A 17,114-nucleotide genomic window follows, 5' to 3' on the forward strand; every position below is an offset into this window, starting at 1 on the left:
CGACGCCCAGCTACGCCAGAATGAACTGTGGACATCCGCTGGTTAACCGCATCCGACGCTGACGTTGGTGCCGCCGTAGCGGCCCTCCGTCGTGATTCCCGCCCCGCCTGGGTACCGAACAAACGGCAGGTTCTCGTTCATGTGAACAACTGCCTCCTGCTCTGGTACCTCTGCATCGTCTTCATGACGTTCGGCATCCGTGTGGATGGGTATCAGGGCGGTCAGGTCACGGGCACGGACGTTCTCGACATCGTTGGCAGCATGGTCGTTTTTGCGGCCTGGCTCGCGGGAACGGTATGGCTGGCGCGGTGGGCGGCCAGACCGCCCACGCCGCGAGCACAACTGCGGCAGTGGCGGCAGGACCTGACCGCCCTCGCCAACGGCTTTGAGCCACGACCCCGATCGGTCGCTCAGTTCTCCTCCCTCCTCGGCGCCGACGGGCGTCCGATGGAACAGTTTCCGCGCTTCGAAGCGCCCGGGGTCGAGTTCGGCAACGCCACTCCATATGGCCCGCGGGCCGGCGAGTGGCGGTACCTGCGCGTGGCACTTCCCGCGCCGCTGCCCCACCTCGTCCTTGACGCGACAGTCAACGACGGACTCACGAGCGACCTGCCCGAGGGTATTGATCAGCAGCAGAGGCTGTCGGTTGGTGGGGAATTCGACAACTGGTTCCGCGTCTACTCACCGACGGAGTACGGCACGGAGGCCCTCTATGTCCTGACGCCCGATGTGATGGCCGACCTCATCGACCACGCCTGGGGCTTCAACGTGGAGATCCGCGACACGTCAATAATTTTCTTCACCAGGCCGGGGGCCGACTTCGCTGACCCCGCCTCGTGGCACAGCTTCGGCGCCATCCTCACCACCGTCGTGCCCCGCATCACCGCAAAAGCCGCCCGGTATCTCGACGAACGCGTTCCCGGGCAGGACACGTCTCGCCTCGTCACGCGCATCCGCGCCGAGCTTGATGCGCCGGACGTGCGGTACGTCGCCCGGGAGGCGCGCATCGGACCCGATGGGCGCCGCCTCGCTCTGCGCGATCGGGCCAACAGCGCCCGGTGGGGTCTGCGTGCGGCCGGCTGGCTGGCCCTTCTCACCTTCCTCTATGTGGTGCCGGGGGTTTTCGCTTTCGCCGGGTTCATGTCGATCGTCGACGGCTGGTAGTCCGCGCCCACGTTCACGCATCGGTGCCTCACAGCAGCGTTTCGGGAGGACAAACACGGGGCCGAGGCGCGCAGAGACCCTGGCCCCCACGATCGTCCGCCCGAAACGACGGGCACGACCACAGTCCGCCCGGCGACCCCAACCAACCGACACCCGAGCACAGCCCGGCCACGCACGGGCGAGGGGCACCACCGGGCAGAGTTTCGGGAGGAAAAACCCGGGGCCGATACACGTATGGGCCCTGGCCCCCACGATCCTCCGCCCGAAACGACGGGCGCGACCAGAGTCCCGCCCGGCGGCGCCAACCAACCGACACCCGAGCACAGTCCGGCCACGCACGGGCGAGGGGCACCACCGGGCAGAGTTTCGGGAGGGAAAACCAGGGACCCGAGCACACACGGCTGCCACACGGCAGAGTTTCGGGAGGACAAACCCGGGGCCGAGGCACGCAGAGGCCCTGACCCCCACGATCGTCCGCCCGAGATGACGAGCGGTCAGCGCGCCGAGGACGTGCCCGTCGAGGGGCGGGCGCGGAGGTGGATGCGCTTACCCTCTTTGCTGAAAATCGACAGCATCTCGACGGGGCCGGCGCCGGTCGCCGACAGCCAGTGCGGAATGCGCGTGTCGAACTCCGCAGCCTCTCCAGGCCCGAGGGTCACGTCCTGTTCACCGAGCACGAGGCGCAAATGCCCCGAGAGCACGTAGAGCCACTCGTGCCCCTCGTGCACTCGTGGCTCAGGCACGGCGGCGACACCCGCCGGGTTGGCGGGAAATGTGACCTTATAGGTCTGCACAGGACTCGACTCCGGCGAGAGCGTTTCGAACTGCACCTCACCGACCCGCTTCGTTGTTCGCTTTACCAGGGGGCTGGGTGCGGCACGCGGAACTATGTCATCGAGCCCCAGTCTCAGCGCCCGCGCGATTGGCACCACAAGCTCCAGGTTCGGAGCGCGCTTGCCCGCCTCGAGTCGCGAGAGTGTGCTCGACGAGATTCCGGTGGTCTCCGAAAGCTCGGCGAGAGTCATACTGCGCTTTTCGCGCCAGCTCTTGAGTCGTGGACCGATGAGGGCGAGAGAGTGGTCGGGCACGGGAACTCCGTTCTTGCCAAATTGGCACCGATAGTTGCCAACACGTTAGCACGGAGACACGCTGGGGGCATGACGAACAACGACCACCTCTCCGCCCCAGCCACCCCCGACTCCTCGAGCCCCTCGATTTCGAACGAGCACTGGGACGTCATCATCATCGGTGGCGGCGCCGCCGGACTCAGCGCCGCTCTCATCCTGGCTCGCGCCCGCCGCCGCGTACTCGTCTTCGACGCGCAGGAGCCCCGCAATCGATTCGCAGCCCACATGCACGGCGTGTTGAGTCGAGACGGCTACTCACCGCTCGATCTCGTCGCCGACGGCTACCGCGAAGTGCGCGCTGTCGACGGGGTGATCGAGAACGCCCGTGTCACCCAGAGTCGTGCGACGCCCGACGGATTCGAACTCGTCACCGACGCCGGTGTCCGTGCGACCGCGCGCCGCCTCATCGTCGCGACTGGAACACGCGACGAACTTCCGGACATCCCCGGCCTCTCGGAACAATGGGGGCGCGGCGTGGTGGCCTGCCCGTATTGCGACGGCTACGAGGCGACCGGTCGGGCTATCGGAGTGCTGGCCAGCTCCGTAATGGGCCTGCACAAGGCGCACATGTTGCGGTCGTACTCGAGCGATATCACCGTGTTCACTGCACTCGTCGGCCCCATCCCCGACATCGACCGGCGCGTACTCCACCAGCGCGGCATTCGGCTGGAGGATCGCCCCGTCACACACGTTGTCGCTGAGGGACAGACGATGACCGGGCTCGCCCTCGCGGACGGCACCGTCGCGCCCATTGATGTCGTGTTCGCTGAACCGACACCCATCGCACTGGACGAGCCGCTGAGGCAGCTCGGCGCCGACCGCAGCGACACTCCCTTCGGCCCGTGGACAGCGGTCGACGCGTTCGGCAAGACCAGCGTCCAGGGCGTGTGGGCGGTCGGCAACTCTGCCAACCCGGGTGCGCTGGTTCCCATCGCTGCCGGGGCAGGCGCGACCGCCGCCCTCGCCATCAACGGTGAACTCGTGGCCGAGGACGTCGCTGCAGCTACAGAACGCGTCACCACACTCACTTCTCACCCCTCGAATGATTTCCCAGTCGGCCGAGAGTTCGCGTCCATCTCCGACGCGGTCGGAAAGTGACGGCGATGAGTTCCGAGAAACCGATCACCGATCCGGCCGCTTTCTGGGAGGCTCGCTATGTCTCCAATCGCGGCCACGACGGAGGGATGTGGAGCGGTCGCGTCAACGCGACGGTCGAACACGAGGTGTCTGGCCTGACCCCTGGCACTGCACTCGAACTCGGGAGCGGCGAGGGTGGCGACGCGCTGTGGCTCGCCGCACACGGCTGGGACGTGGCCGCCGTCGACATCTCGGCGACCGCGCTGGCCGTCGGAGCAGCCAGAGCTGCCGACAGCGGCCTGGCCGACCGCATCAGCTGGGTACAGGCTGACCTCGCCACGTGGCATCCGTCAACCGAGTTCGACCTAGTGACTGCGGCGTTCCTCCACTCGCCCGTCGAACTCCCCCGCGAGGACATCCTGCGTCGCGCGGCCTCCGCGGTTGCGCCTGGCGGTCGGCTCCTTGTTGTCGGGCACGCGGCCTTTCCACCGGGGGCGAGCCACGACCACGCCGACAACCACGACGCCCCACCGTTGCCGACACCGGACGCCGTGTTGGCGTCGCTCGAGTTGCCTGGCGGCTGGGTCGTCGAGACCAGTGCGCTCGTCGACAGACCGGTCACGGGGACGGACGGAACAAGCCTCACGCTGGTCGACTCCGTGTTGCGGGTGCGGCGGAGCTAGCCGGGCTGTCCGCTGACCAGCCCCGCTCGCCGGCAGGCCCCGGGGCTGGCTCAACCGGGTGCTCAGTACCATGGTCACATGCACCCCACGCCGCAGAATCCCTCTGCACTCAGCACGCCACCCGGACCCCGGACCAACGCAATGCACGATGCTCGGGGCCACGGAGCTGTGGCGGGCATGACAGGCCAGTGGCTCGTCTCCGAGGGCACCCGCTGGTGGTTTGACACGGGTTCGCTCGCCCTGGACTTCGCATACACCGGTCACGTCGGCGTGGATGCTGCATCTGAGAGCGCGGAGGACGAGGAGACTCTCCTCCGTCCGGACGACCTCACATCCTGGCTCGAGACCAGGCTGCCCAGTGCCCCGGCCACCGACCGCGATCTGCAGGACGCGCACATGCTCCGCGGGGCCATCGCGAGGCTCGCGCTTGCGGCGAGCGCCGGTCGCGATCCGGAGGCCCGGGACATCGACCTTCTCAACCTGTACGCGGCAACCCCGGATATCCCGCCGCGCCTTGCCGGCGGCACCGTGCAGGCCGGGCGCACAGAGCCGCGGACCGGGCAGGCGCTCTCCACTGTGGCCCGCGACGCCGTCGCGCTCTTCTCCGGCGAGACGCTCGGTCGCATCCGCCGGTGCGACGGCGACAATTGCGCGCTCATTTACCTCGACACCTCGCGCGCCGGCAACCGCCGCTGGTGCTCGATGCAGCGCTGCGGAAACCGGCACAAGGTTCGCGCCCACCGGGCGCGGGAGGCGGCTACTCGCTGATCGTCACCGAGCGGTCGAACGCCACGTACCCGGAGAAGTCCTTTCCGACCCTGTCAAACGCGGTCGGGTACGGCTCCGGGTAGCTCCAGGCCAGGTCCTTCTTCTCCGTGCCGTCGACCGTGACGTTCCAGTACTGGCACGCTCCCTTCCACGGGCAGGTGTAGGGAGTGGGACTCTCGGAGAACAGGCCCTCGGCGATGCTCGACGGCGGGAAATACCAGTTCCCCTCGATCTTGACGAGGTCTTCGGTCGGAGAATCGGCGATTACTGTGTCCTGATACGTAGCCTTCATGGGGCCGACGATACGCCCGGCATCCGCCCGAAACCATCGCTTGCGAGAGTTCGCAGAGAGCTATCAGGATGCCTGCACGTTCCCGCGCCGGCTCAGACCAGACGCAACACGTCGACCGAGTCCGTCGAGTCCAGCCGGGCGGCGGCGACAACCCGGTCGCGGTGGCCGTCCGCGATCAGTTCCTGGCCGGCGACGGATGCCGTGAACAGGTGTCCGACCGCGTTCCTCAGTCCACCGAATGCCGCACAGGCGACAGCGGCCTCGGGCGAGGTGAAGTCGATTCCGAGCGTGGTGAGCGCATCGATGACAGCCCCGGCCGCGAGCAGGTCGTTGCTCGCGAAGCCGCCATCCAGCCCCGCAGCAACCACAGCGATCGAGACCCGGCGCCCCCGCTGGACCTGCTGCTCGAGCAGCCACGCGGCGACCGCGCTGCGGTTGGTGAGGTTCGCCGCGACGGCGCTGGTCGAGTCCCCCAGCGACTTGAGCGCAGCGTCCGCCCCGGCGAGCGCGAGCGAGTCGACCCACACCACGATGTCGGCGTCGCCGATTCGCGCGAGGCCGTCAATACCGACGTCGAACCGCACCTGGTACTTCGACTGGGTGGTCGGCAGGTTTCGGGTGGCAAGTTCAGGCATGCATCAAGGCTAGCTGCGGCATCCGGATGCCGGCTCTACTGTTACGCCGTCTAACGGCGGTGCTCGGGGTAGCGGCGATCATCGGCACTCGGCCGCTGCATGGCCTCCCTGATGAGATGGAAGTCATACCGTGAGATCTCAAGCAGCCCGCGGCGCAGCTGGTAGCCCCACTGTGGTGTGTCACGAGTCAGATCGAGCATGCCGAGCATCGGACGGATCGGTGCCGGCTCGGCATCCCGCTCGTAATCCACGCGCCGACGCCACGGCCGCCGGTCAAGCGACAGCGCCTGGTACGGCGTCCCCGAGGCGATTCGACCGATCGCCGTGAACTCCCGCAACGGCTCCCCGTCGGGATACTCGGTCTTCGGCGAATACCAGACGATGCCATCCGCCTCGCCCATCGCGTCGAGTCCGCCGCGTTGCCCGTGGTTCACCTGGGCGATCCCGAGATCGACGGCATTCCGGACGTGGTCACGCGACGCCACAGCCAGCCAGTACCGAATCGCCATCCCCCCTGTTTAGCGCATTCCGCCGACTCCACCGGTCGCGCGCGGCGTCCCGTCGCATAAACACCTCCATACTGGGCATATGCGAGTTCAACTGAAGCTCATCCTCGACTGCGAGCCCGACGACGCGTGGCGAGCGCTGCGCTCGCCCACCGTGCTGCAGGAGCTCTACGGGCCGCTGCTTTCCCTCGCCCCCGACTCACCGATGCCGACGCTCTGGGAACCGGGCGCGATGCAGGTGACCATGAAGGGTGTTGGCGTCGTGTCCGTCGGGCGTCAGCTGCTCGACCTTGACTTCGATCTCAAGCGGATGCCCGGCGTGCGGATTCTTGTCGACAACGGTCGACCGCTGAGCGGCCCCCTCGCCCTTCTCGACAGCTGGCACCACCGCATGGCCGTCGCGCCGGCCCCTGGCCAGCCCGGCAAGACCCTCTACCGCGACCGGCTCGACATCACGGGACCCGCTGCCGTCGCACTCTGGATGCCGCTATGGACGATGTGGCAGTGGCGCGGGCTGCGCCTCACGCAGATGGCACCGAACTGGGCGTTCGAACCGGTGCAGCCGGTGCAGCCGGACGCTCCGGTGGACGCAGAGACCGGCCCGGAAACCGACGCAGAAACCGGCCAGGAAACCGACACAGAAACCGGCCCGGAAACCGACACAGAAACCGGCCAGGAGTAGGCGCTCACGGCGTCCTGCCAGACGTTACCTCGGAGCATCCGCTAGACTGAAGGAACTTGCGGGCCCATAATCGTGCCCCTTGCGTCGTAGAACGCTTCCTCTCTCCCCGAGAAACTCGGGTCGATGACTCTTCATACGGCGAACGGATGTGGCCTCTGCCACCTTCGCCACTTGCTCCCGCTCCAGCGATTTCGCCTGTCGAGATCCGTACGGGATGCTTTGCCCCGAAAGGCACCACTTTGTCAGAAACTGTCCCAGACACCACTTTCGCTGAACTCGGCGTCCCCGCCGCGCTCGTCTCGGCTCTCGCCGCAGACGGCAAGACCCTCGCCTTCCCGATCCAGGTCGACACGCTCCCCGACACCCTCGGTGGCCGCGACGTTCTTGGCCGCGGAAAGACCGGCTCGGGCAAGACCCTCGCGTTCAGCATCCCGATGGCCGCACGCCTCGGCGGCAAGCTCGCCGGTGGAAAGCGCCGCCCGGGCCGTCCGCTCGGTCTCGTGCTCGCACCGACCCGTGAACTCGCCACCCAGATCTCGGCTGTGCTCACCCCGCTCGCCGCTGCGTACGGCCTCAACACCACCACCATCTTCGGCGGGGTCAACCAGACCCGCCAGGTCACGGCGCTCAAGGCCGGCGTCGACATCGTCGTTGCCTGCCCCGGTCGCCTCGAAGACCTCATGAAGCAGGGCTTCGTCAACCTCGACGCCGTCGAGATCACCGTGCTCGACGAGGCCGACCACATGGCCGACCTCGGCTTCCTGCCGGTTGTCACACGCATCCTCGACAAGACGCCGTCCAACGGACAGCGCCTGCTCTTCTCGGCAACGCTCGACAACGGAGTGGACAAGCTCGTCCGACGCTTCCTGCACAACGAGGTCCTGCACAGTGTCGACGAGGCCACCAGCCACGTCTCCGCGATGACCCACCACGTGTTCGAGGTCTCCGGCCCCGACGCCAAGAAGGACCTCATCGAGACCCTCGCATCGGGCACCGGTCGCCGCATCCTCTTCATGCGCACCAAGCACCACGCGAAGAAGCTCGCCAAGCAGCTCACCGACTCGGGCATCCCGTCCGTCGACCTGCACGGTAACCTCTCGCAGCCGCAGCGTGACCGCAACCTCGCTGCGTTCAGTGATGGAACCGCCCGCGTTCTCGTGGCAACGGACGTCGCGGCTCGCGGCGTGCACGTCGATGACGTCGAACTCGTCATCCACGTCGACCCGCCCATGGAGCACAAGGCATACCTGCACCGTTCGGGCCGTACCGCCCGTGCCGGCAGCGCCGGTGACGTCGTCACCATCTGCCTCCCGACCCAGAAGAAGGACCTCGCCGTTCTTCTCCGCAAGGCCGAGATCAAGGTGACCCCGGTTGCCGTCACGTCGAAGAGCCCCGAGGTCGCAGCCCTCGTCGGTGAGGTCGCCGCGTACGTCAAGCCGCTCCCCCGCGTCGTTCAGGCCCAGGGCGGTGGACGCTCACAGGGCGCCAACGCCCAGCGCAAGCGCGCCGGCCAGGGTGGACAGGGCGCTGGACGGACACGTTCAGGCTCCGGTTCACGCGATTACTCCACGTCGTCGGCAGGAACAACGGGTCGCCGCCACGAGGGTGCAGCATCGGGCCGTCCGGCCCAGGCTCGCCCCGCCCAGGCTCGCCCCGAGCGTTCCGCCCGTCCGGCATCCTCCGGTGGCGCATCCTCCGGTGGACAGCGCACGAACCGCCGCGTTTCCAGCGGAAGCTAACAGCCTTCTGAGCTGAATACCGGCCGGTCCGCGTTCCAGGTTTCTGGAACGCAGGCCGGCCGGTTTTTACGGTTGCCCCGGCATCCGCCCTCGCCGACTTCTGACCTCCTGGCACCCGGATGCACCGGTAATGAGCGGATGCCGTCACCCGATTTCACGGCAGCGGGACCAGAGGGTATCGTCACGGTATGAGCAGCGAAGCCACCGTCACCCCGATCCGCGACGTTATTGTCCGCCCCGTCCGCGATGTCGACGCGGAGTCACTCGGTCGAGTCCACGCACAGTGCTGGCACGAGCAGTACGACGAGATCATCTCGAAAGCAGCGCTCGAGCACCTCTCCCCCCGCCGCATGGCCGAGCTCTGGACCCACTGGATGAACCAGGGGCCCGAGTACCTTCAGTTCGCCGCCGTGCTGGACGGAGACATCATCGGGTTCTCCGGTTCAGGCCCCGCCCGTGACGCCGACGCGCCCCGCCATCGGGAGCTGTACTTCATCAACATGCTCGCCGAGTTCCGAAGCACGGGTACCGGCCAGAAGCTCTTCGACGCTGCGATCGGCGACGCTCCGGCGTACCTCTGGGTGTCGTCGGCGAACACCCACGCGCGCCACTTCTACGAGAAGAACGGGTTCATCGCGGATGGCGCCGAGCACACGGAGCCGTTCCTCGGCGAGGAGATCCACGAAGTCCGCTACGTCCGGTAGCGCTTCGAGCGCCGCGAGCGCTACCTCAGCTGTCCCACCGATGCGAGCGCGACCCGAAGCAGGGTGCCACGTCCGCCTTCCATCTCGTCGCTGACGGCATCCGACTGCGCTTCCTCAGGGGTCATCCAGGTGATCTCGAGTGCGTCCTGACGCGGGTCGCAGGTCCCGGTGACGGGGACGACGTAGGCCAGGGCGACCGCGTGCTGCCTGTCATCGGTGTACGCGGAGATCCCCGGCATCGGGAAGTATTCGGCCACGTGGAACGGGGTCGGCGACGCTGGGAGCAGCGGGAACGCCATGGGTCCGAGGTCTTTCTCGAGGTGGCGGAACAGCGCGTCGCGCAGCGTCTCGCCGTAGAGCACGCGCCCGGACACCAGCGTGCGGGTCATCTGCCCCGTCGACGTCGCGCGGAGCAGCACTCCCACCTCGGTGACGATTCCGAGGCCGTCGACACGAACCGGTACCGCCTCCACGTACAGCAGCGGCAGCCTCTGGCGAACCTCAGCAAGCTCAACGTCGCTGAGCCAGCCCGGGGTCGGGTTCGATGACGGTTCCTGCGGCTGGTCGGGGTCGGGAGTGCGAACGCTCATGATCCATTCTTACCAGCGTTCACCTCTGTAGGCTTGATCGAAGTCCCGAATGAGAGAGAACCGCCGGATGACAAAGCCCATGATTGACCACGACGCCGTCCTCTGGTCGGCAACCGGGGAGGATCAGGACGACAGGTCCCTCTTGATCGTGATGCACGGCTACGGCTCGAACGAAGCCGACCTCTTCGGACTGGCGCCGTACCTGCCGCTCGAACCGGTGATCGCGTCCCTTCGCGCACCGCTCATCGCCCCCTGGCCCATCGACGGCTTCTCCTGGTACCCGATCGACTCACCGGGCCAGCCGGACGAGTCCGGGGTCGACCTGGCCGCCGAGGCCGTGCTCGAGTGGCTGGACTCGCTGCCGAACCAGCCATCGACGATCGGCCTGCTCGGCTTCTCGCAGGGCGGAGCGATGGCGATGCAGCTGCTCAGGCACGCTCCCGAGCGCTTCGCCTACGCCGTCAATCTCTCCGGTTACGTGCCACCTGGCGTCGTCCCCGGTGACGCGGTGCTCGCCGAGCGCCGTCCCCCGGTGTTCTGGGGCCGCGGTACCCATGACCAGGTCATCCCCCTCTCGGCTGTCACCCGGACCGTGGACTGGCTGCCCACACACTCCAAGCTCGCCGGGCGCATCTACGAGGGACTCGACCACTCGATCTCGCAACAGGAACTCGCCGACATCCGCGCGTTCATCGAACGCCAGTTGTAAATCCGCCGGGCATTTAACCTGCGGGGGCGGATGCTGTCGGTGGCGTCAGGCAGGATGGAAACGTGCGAGATGTCCTCGACAGGTTCTCCCCCGCCACCCGTGAGTGGTTCAGCGGGGCGTTTGCCGAGCCCACCGGCGCCCAGATCGGTGCGTGGGACGCCATCTCGCGCGGTTCGCACGCCCTCGTCGTAGCCCCGACGGGGTCAGGCAAGACGCTGTCGGCATTCCTGTGGTCACTCGACCGGCTGATGGCAACGCCGCGGACCGACGACACAGGAACCCGCGTCCTGTACATCTCTCCGCTCAAGGCGCTCGGTGTCGACGTCGAGCGCAACCTCCGCGCCCCGCTCACCGGCATCACCCAGACCGCGCTGCGCCTCGGCGCAGAGCCGCCCCACATCTCGGTCGGTGTCCGCTCCGGCGACACCCCCGCCGCCGACCGCCGGTCACTCGCCAAGAACCCGCCAGACATCCTCATCACGACGCCTGAATCGCTCTTCCTCATGCTCACGTCGGCCGCGCGAGACACCCTCCGCTCGGTCGAGACGGTGATCATCGACGAAGTCCACGCCGTTGCCGCGACCAAGCGCGGCGCACATCTCGCGCTCTCCCTCGAACGTCTCGATGCACTGCTCGAGAAACCGGCACAGCGCATCGGCCTGTCGGCGACCGTTCGACCGCGCGAAGAAGTGGCTCGCTTCCTCGGCGGCTCCTCGCCGGTCGAAATCGTCGCGCCGCCCGCGTCAAAACGGTTCGACCTCAGCGTCATCGTCCCCGTCGACGACATGACCGACCTCGCATCGGGCGCCCCGTTCATTCCCGAGGGCTCGACCTCTGGCGCACTCGACGGCGAACGCACCGGATCGATCTGGCCGCACGTCGAAGAAGCCATTGTCGACCGCATCCTCGACCACCGATCCACCATCGTCTTCGCGAACTCGCGACGACTGGCGGAGCGGCTCACCGCCCGATTCAACGAGATCTACGAAGAGCGGCTCAATCCGGAGTCCCGCGTCGAAGAAGCCCAACCGGTCGGCACGGCCGTTGCCGTCGGCTCTCCTGCACGCCCGCCGGCCACCCTGATGGGCGGAAGCGGCCAGACCCAGGGCTCCGCGCCCGATGCACCACAGCTCGCCCGGGCACACCACGGGTCCGTGTCCAAAGAACAACGCGCGTTCATCGAGGATGACCTCAAGTCGGGCCGACTCCGCTGCGTCGTCGCCACCTCGAGCCTCGAACTCGGCATCGACATGGGTGAGGTCGACCTGGTCGTGCAGGTCGAGTCGCCACCCTCGGTCGCGAGCGGTCTTCAGCGTGTCGGCCGCGCCGGCCACCAGGTCGGTGAGATCTCGCGCGGCGTGCTGTTCCCGAAGCACCGATCCGATCTCGTCAACTCGGCCGTGGCAGCCGAACGCATGGTCGCCGGCCGCATCGAGTCACTCGCCGTCCCCACGAACCCACTCGACATCCTCGCCCAGCAGACCGTCGCCGCCACCGCGCTTGAGCCCATCGGCGTCGAGGAGTGGTTCGAGCAGGTGAAGCGCAGCGCCCCGTTCTCGAGACTGCCCAGGTCTGCCTACGAAGCGACCCTCGACCTGCTTGCGGGCCGCTACCCCAGCGACGAGTTCGCGGAGCTGCGCCCGCGCATCGTCTGGGACCGTGACGCCGGTACGCTCACCGGTCGCCCCGGTGCGCAGCGGCTGGCGGTGACGAGCGGAGGCACCATCCCCGACCGGGGACTCTTCGCCGTCTACATGGTGTCGAGCGACGCGACGCCGGGGTCCCGCGTCGGCGAACTCGACGAGGAGATGGTCTACGAGTCCCGTGTCGGCGACGTCTTCGCGCTCGGCGCGACCAGCTGGAAAATCCAGGAGATCACCCACGATCGTGTGCTCGTCACGCCGGCGTTCGGCCAGCCGGGCCGACTCCCGTTCTGGAAGGGTGACAGCCTCGGCAGGCCAGCCGAACTCGGTGAAGCGGTCGGCGCGTTCCGCCGTGAGATCGACGGGGCGAGCGAAGCGGATGCCGCGGCGCGGCTGAGCGGCGCCGGGCTCGATTCGCGCGCGGCAACGAACCTCGTGGCGTACCTCACCGAACAACGAACGGCCACCGGGCACATCCCCTCAGACAAGACGCTCGTCGTCGAACGCACGCGAGACGAACTCGGTGACTGGCGGGTCATCCTTCATTCCCCATACGGCATGCAAGTTCACGCACCGTGGGCGCTCGCGGTGAGCGCCAGGGTTCAGGAGCGCTTCGGCCTCGACGGCGCGTCGGTCGCGAGCGATGACGGCATCATCGTGCGGATTCCCGACACCGAGGCAGAACCACCCGGTGCCGAGCTGTTCGTCTTCGACGCCGACGAACTCGAGGCCCTCGTCACCGAGCAGGTCGGCGGCTCGGCGCTGTTCGCGTCACGGTTCCGCGAGTGCGCGGCCCGCGCACTGTTGCTGCCGAACTATTCCCCCGGAAAACGGGCACCGTTGTGGCAACAACGCCAGCGCTCGGCGCAGTTGCTCGACGTTGCGCGCAAGTACCCGAGCTTTCCGATCATCCTCGAAACTGTGAGGGAGTGCCTTCAGGACGCGTACGACCTTCCCGCACTCCTCGACATCACGAAGAAGCTCGCCGGCCGCGCCATCCGCATCGTGGAAACCACCACCGATCTGCCGTCACCCTTCGCAAAGTCGCTCCTCTTCGGCTACGTCGGTGCCTTCATGTACGAGGGCGACAGCCCGATCGCCGAGCGCAAGGCAGCGGCGCTGACGATTGACAGCGCTTTGCTTGCCGAGCTGCTCGGGCAGGTGGAGCTCCGCGAGCTGCTCGACCCGGGCGTCATCGCACGCACCGAAGCCGAGCTCCAGCGACTGGCCGAGTCCCGCCGGGCTCGTGGCCTCGAGGGGGTCGCCGACCTGCTGCGGATGCTCGGTCCACTCACCGTCGAGGAGGTCGCGGAGCGGCTGGAGCCGGTCGGCACCGGAGACGCTGCCGGTACCGGAGACGTCCCTGGCGACGGCCACTCTGCCGACGCAGCAGACGAATCCGCCGCCGCTGACGGCGCGCCGGCATCCGCACCCGCTGACACACACGGCACGTCGGGGCCCATCGACGCGGAACGCCTCGACGCTGCCGCCGCCCACCTCGACACGCTCACCGCCACGAAACGGGCCATTGCCGTCTCGTTCGCCGGCAAGAGCTGGTTCGCGGCGATCGAGGATTCGGCACGGTTGCGCGATGCTCTCGGCGTGCCCCTGCCCATCGGCGTCCCGCTCGCGTTCATCGAGCCGGTGGCCGATCCCGTCGGCGACCTCGTCGCCCGTTTTGCACGCACCCACGGTCCGTTCACCACCCAGCAGGTGGCCGACAGGTTCGGGCTCGGCAGCGCCGTCGCGGCGCACACCCTCACCCGGCTTGCCGACGCTCGCCGAGTTGTCCGCGGTGAGTTCCTCGCCACGGGCAGGGAAGCGATCGGCGATAACACCGAGTGGTGCGACAGCGAGGTCCTCCGTCGCCTCCGTGTGCGTTCGCTGGCGGCTCTTCGGCACGAGGTCGAGCCGGTCGAGCAGGCCGCTTTCGCCCGGTTCCTCCCGGTCTGGCAGCAGGTCGGAAGCCGACTCCGGGGCGTCGACGGTGTTGCCGCGGTCATCGACCAGCTCGCCGGTGTCTCCCTTCCGGCATCCGCGTGGGAATCCCTCGTGTTGCCGCAACGAGTGTCCGACTATTCGCCGGCGATGCTCGACGAGCTGACTGCGACGGGTGAAGTCGTCTGGGCTGGCGCCGGCTCGCTCCCCGGAAACGATGGCTGGGTCACCCTGCATCTCGCGGAGACCGCGCCTCTTACCCTGCCGATCCCGGCTGACGCCGACACCGACGAACTCCAGCGCGAGGTACTCCTCGCCCTGGGTGGTGGTGGCGCGTACTTCTTCCCCCAGCTGGCGGAGGCGACCGGTGCTCGCGACGATGCGTCGCTCGTCACCGCGCTGTGGGAACTGGTCTGGGCTGGGCTGATCACCAACGACACCTTCGCGCCGCTTCGCACACTCACCGGCCACGGAAAGGGCGCACACCGGACCACCCGTGCTCAGCCCAGGTCACGCATGTACCGCGGGCGGCCGCTCCGCCCCGCGACGATGGCCACCAGGGTCGGCGCCCCGATCCTCGGCGGCCGCTGGTCGATCCTGCCGCTCGCCGAGCAGGATTCCACGGTGCGCGCTGCGGCCACCGCCGAGATACTGCTCGAGCGCTACGGCGTCGTGACCCGGGGATCCGTTATGGCCGAGGGTGTGCCCGGCGGATTCGCCCTGACCTACCGTGTGCTGAGCGGGTTCGAGGACTCCGGCCGCGCCCGGCGTGGTTACTTCATCGACGGACTGGGAGCCGCGCAGTTCTCCCTGGCGGGCACGGTCGACCGCCTCCGCTCCTTCACTCGGCCCGACGACGACGACAAGCGCGCACCGTCGGAGGTCGTCACCCTCGCCGCGAGTGACCCCGCCAACCCGTACGGCGCAGCACTTCCATGGCCGGCGCTCGAGACCAGCGGCACCAAGCACAGGCCGGGCAGGAAAGCGGGCGGGCTGGTCACGCTCGTCGATGGTGAGCTCGTCCTGTACTTCGAGCGTGGCGGCAAGACTCTTCTCGCGTTCTCTGACGACCAGGACACACTCACCGTGGCGGCGACATCCGTCGGAACTCTGGTGAAGCGCGGCGCGATCGACAAGCTCGCCATCGAGAAGGTGAACGGTGAGTTCCTCCTCGGCACGCCCGTCGCTGCCGCGCTGCGCGAGGCTGGCTTCAGCGAGACGCCACGGGGCCTCCGGATGCGACATGCCTGAGGGTGACACCGTCTACCGCGAAGCCTTCCATCTCAATCAGGCTTTGCAGGGCGCGACCGTGACCGGCTGGGACATCCGGGTCCCGGCCTTTGCGACATCCGACCTCACCGGTGAACGCATCGAGGGCGTCGCCAGCCGCGGCAAACACCTGCTCCACCGGGTCGGGGACTTCACCCTGCACAGCCACCTCAAAATGGAGGGGTCGTGGCACCTGTACCGGCCGGGCTCACCGTGGAAGCGCCCGGCGTTCCAGGCACGCGCGGTCGTCACCACCGCGGACTGGGTGAGCGTGGGCTTCGATCTGGGCGTCGTCGAGCTCGTTCCCCGGGCAGAGGAAGAGACCGTCGTGGGTTACCTCGGCCCCGACCTCCTCGGCGCAGACTGGAATTCCGATGAGGCGATCGCTCGCCTCACGGCTGCCCCCGAGGTGCCGGCCGCAGTCGCACTCCTCGACCAGCGGAATCTGGCGGGCCTCGGAAACGTCTTCGCGAACGAACTGTGCTTCCTCCGCGGAATTCTGCCCAGCCGCCCCATCGGCGAGACGGATGTTCCGGCGATGGTCGCCCTCTCGTCCCGGCTCATTCTCGCCAACAGGGATCGCGTCGAACGAACCACGACGGGAGACACCCGTCCCGGCCGCAAGGTCTGGGTCTACGGCCGCGCCGGCAAAGCATGCTTGCGATGCGGCACCCGTATCCGAGCGGGCAAACTCGGCCAGGACGAACTGAGTCTGCGCGACACCTACTGGTGCCCCCGCTGCCAGTCCTGAGACTGGGTCAGACGCTGTCGACCTTCGCGAGGAACCCGTCCAGTCGGCTCAGCAGCCCCTCGATCTTCGAGGCGACGACTGCCGATGGATCGGGCTGGATCTCGGATACCGGTGGCTCGACCCGGACGTGCGCTGAGCAGTTCAGGCCAGCACAGAGATAGGTGCCTATCGTGTTTCCGTTCCGGCCTGCGTCGCCCGAGCGCGGAGCGACAAACAGGGCGACGTTGTCGGCCGGCTGAGGCGTCTGGCAGAGCGAGCACATCTGGAAACGGGCCCGGGAGGCCACAGGGTCGGCGCGGCGAAGCACGATGCCAACGGGCTCATCACCGCGCCAGGTCACGAGGTACGCGCGCTGCGGGGCCTTGGGGTCCTGCCAGCCCAGGTAGTCGCGGCGCTCCCAGTCGAGGTGTTCCAGCCCGACAGGGACCATGATGCGAAACGCCTCGCCCTTCGAGCAATTCATGAAGGACGTACGGATGTCGATCTCGCTCAGCTCGCGCATGGATCCCCTTCCCAGTGTCGCCCCTCCAGCCTACGAGCCACTCCGCGTCGCCCTCAAGCGACGGGCGGAGATCCCCTGCTCCCGAAGGCCGTGTTCTGTCGGTTAAATACGAAGAGCCCGCTGGTGGGCGGGCTCGTTGTGTGTCGTCGGAGGTGGGTTATAAAGATGGTGGGTTAAAGACGAAAAGCCCACCCCGAGGGGTGGGCTCTTCTAAGTTAAGTCCGGCGGTGTCCTACTCTCCCACAGGGTCCCCCCTGCAGTACCATCGGCGCAAAGAGTCTTAGCTTCCGGGTTCGGAATGTGACCGGGCGTTTCCCTCTTGCTATGGCCGCCGA

At 67.7% G+C, this 17,114-nt stretch carries 16 protein-coding genes and 1 rRNA gene; 10 read left to right on the forward strand and 7 right to left on the reverse strand.

Features of this window, described 5'->3' with window-relative positions; translation table 11 throughout:
- Positions 1-27 precede the first annotated feature (27 nt).
- A complete protein-coding gene (locus tag AC1X6S_RS06600) occupies positions 28-1,164 on the forward strand; it encodes a hypothetical protein (protein WP_483404934.1) in 1,137 nt (378 codons plus the stop codon).
- Between the two features lie 494 nt (positions 1,165-1,658).
- Here the strand turns inward: AC1X6S_RS06600 and AC1X6S_RS06605 are convergent, their stop codons facing one another.
- Positions 1,659-2,252, reverse strand: a complete 594-nt coding sequence (locus AC1X6S_RS06605) for a helix-turn-helix domain-containing protein (RefSeq protein WP_483404935.1) — start codon at positions 2,250-2,252, stop codon at positions 1,659-1,661.
- Positions 2,253-2,321: 69 nt separating this feature from the next.
- Between AC1X6S_RS06605 and AC1X6S_RS06610 the strand changes: the two genes are divergently transcribed.
- The 3 genes from AC1X6S_RS06610 to AC1X6S_RS06620 all read left to right on the forward strand — a co-directional run bounded on the left by AC1X6S_RS06610 (position 2,322) and on the right by AC1X6S_RS06620 (position 4,819).
- Positions 2,322-3,389: an NAD(P)/FAD-dependent oxidoreductase gene (locus AC1X6S_RS06610; RefSeq protein WP_483404936.1), complete on the forward strand. Its 1,068-nt coding sequence runs from the start codon at positions 2,322-2,324 to the stop codon at positions 3,387-3,389.
- A gap of 5 nt (positions 3,390-3,394) precedes the next feature.
- Positions 3,395-4,051, forward strand: a complete 657-nt coding sequence (locus AC1X6S_RS06615) for an SAM-dependent methyltransferase (protein ID WP_483404937.1) — start codon at positions 3,395-3,397, stop codon at positions 4,049-4,051.
- Between the two features lie 177 nt (positions 4,052-4,228).
- The gene (locus AC1X6S_RS06620) at positions 4,229-4,819 is read left to right on the forward strand and encodes a CGNR zinc finger domain-containing protein (RefSeq protein ID WP_483404938.1); all 591 of its coding nucleotides are present in this window, start codon (positions 4,229-4,231) and stop codon (positions 4,817-4,819) included.
- Here AC1X6S_RS06620 and AC1X6S_RS06625 read toward each other — a convergent pair.
- The 3 genes from AC1X6S_RS06625 to AC1X6S_RS06635 form a co-directional block, all read right to left on the reverse strand.
- On the reverse strand, positions 4,809-5,111 hold the full coding sequence (locus tag AC1X6S_RS06625) for a DUF427 domain-containing protein (RefSeq protein ID WP_483404939.1): 303 nt from the start codon (positions 5,109-5,111) through the stop codon (positions 4,809-4,811). The genes AC1X6S_RS06620 and AC1X6S_RS06625 overlap by 11 nt on opposite strands.
- A gap of 92 nt (positions 5,112-5,203) precedes the next feature.
- Positions 5,204-5,746, reverse strand: a complete 543-nt coding sequence (locus AC1X6S_RS06630) for a 2-phosphosulfolactate phosphatase (RefSeq protein WP_483404940.1) — start codon at positions 5,744-5,746, stop codon at positions 5,204-5,206.
- 50 nt (positions 5,747-5,796) lie between these two features.
- Positions 5,797-6,255 carry an EVE domain-containing protein gene (locus AC1X6S_RS06635; protein WP_483404941.1) on the reverse strand — a complete coding sequence of 153 codons (459 nt, stop codon included), beginning with the start codon at positions 6,253-6,255 and terminating at the stop codon, positions 5,797-5,799.
- Between the two features lie 79 nt (positions 6,256-6,334).
- Here AC1X6S_RS06635 and AC1X6S_RS06640 point away from each other — a divergent pair, with 79 nt between their 5' ends.
- The 3 genes from AC1X6S_RS06640 (at position 6,335) to AC1X6S_RS06650 (ending at position 9,377) form a co-directional block, all read left to right on the forward strand.
- Positions 6,335-6,934: a hypothetical protein gene (locus AC1X6S_RS06640; protein ID WP_483404942.1), complete on the forward strand. Its 600-nt coding sequence runs from the start codon at positions 6,335-6,337 to the stop codon at positions 6,932-6,934.
- Positions 6,935-7,080: 146 nt separating this feature from the next.
- On the forward strand, positions 7,081-8,673 hold the full coding sequence (locus AC1X6S_RS06645) for a DEAD/DEAH box helicase (RefSeq protein ID WP_483404943.1): 1,593 nt from the start codon (positions 7,081-7,083) through the stop codon (positions 8,671-8,673).
- A 188-nt stretch (positions 8,674-8,861) separates the two neighbouring features.
- Entirely contained in the window at positions 8,862-9,377 is a 516-nt protein-coding gene (locus AC1X6S_RS06650; protein WP_483404944.1) for a GNAT family N-acetyltransferase, read from the forward strand.
- Positions 9,378-9,397: 20 nt separating this feature from the next.
- On the opposite strand, the gene AC1X6S_RS06655 is transcribed toward AC1X6S_RS06650, so the two are convergent.
- A complete protein-coding gene (locus AC1X6S_RS06655) occupies positions 9,398-9,967 on the reverse strand; it encodes an NUDIX hydrolase family protein (RefSeq protein WP_108391831.1) in 570 nt (189 codons plus the stop codon).
- A gap of 67 nt (positions 9,968-10,034) precedes the next feature.
- Between AC1X6S_RS06655 and AC1X6S_RS06660 the strand changes: the two genes are divergently transcribed.
- The 3 genes from AC1X6S_RS06660 to AC1X6S_RS06670 all read left to right on the forward strand — a co-directional run bounded on the left by AC1X6S_RS06660 (position 10,035) and on the right by AC1X6S_RS06670 (position 16,277).
- Complete coding sequence (locus AC1X6S_RS06660) at positions 10,035-10,676, forward strand: alpha/beta hydrolase (protein WP_483404945.1); 642 nt, start codon at positions 10,035-10,037, stop codon at positions 10,674-10,676.
- 62 nt (positions 10,677-10,738) lie between these two features.
- Positions 10,739-15,508, forward strand: coding sequence for an Lhr family ATP-dependent helicase (locus tag AC1X6S_RS06665; protein WP_483404946.1), 4,770 nt, complete (start codon positions 10,739-10,741; stop codon positions 15,506-15,508).
- Positions 15,501-16,277: a DNA-formamidopyrimidine glycosylase family protein gene (locus AC1X6S_RS06670; RefSeq protein ID WP_483404947.1), complete on the forward strand. Its 777-nt coding sequence runs from the start codon at positions 15,501-15,503 to the stop codon at positions 16,275-16,277. Before AC1X6S_RS06665 ends, AC1X6S_RS06670 begins: the two co-directional genes overlap by 8 nt.
- A gap of 7 nt (positions 16,278-16,284) precedes the next feature.
- Here AC1X6S_RS06670 and AC1X6S_RS06675 read toward each other — a convergent pair whose 3' ends face one another.
- Both AC1X6S_RS06675 and rrf read right to left on the reverse strand, forming a co-directional pair.
- Complete coding sequence (locus tag AC1X6S_RS06675) at positions 16,285-16,779, reverse strand: FBP domain-containing protein (protein WP_483404948.1); 495 nt, start codon at positions 16,777-16,779, stop codon at positions 16,285-16,287.
- Positions 16,780-16,998: 219 nt separating this feature from the next.
- A 5S ribosomal RNA gene (gene rrf, locus AC1X6S_RS06680) occupies positions 16,999-17,114 on the reverse strand.

The organism is Mycetocola sp. Y442, assembly GCF_056898615.1.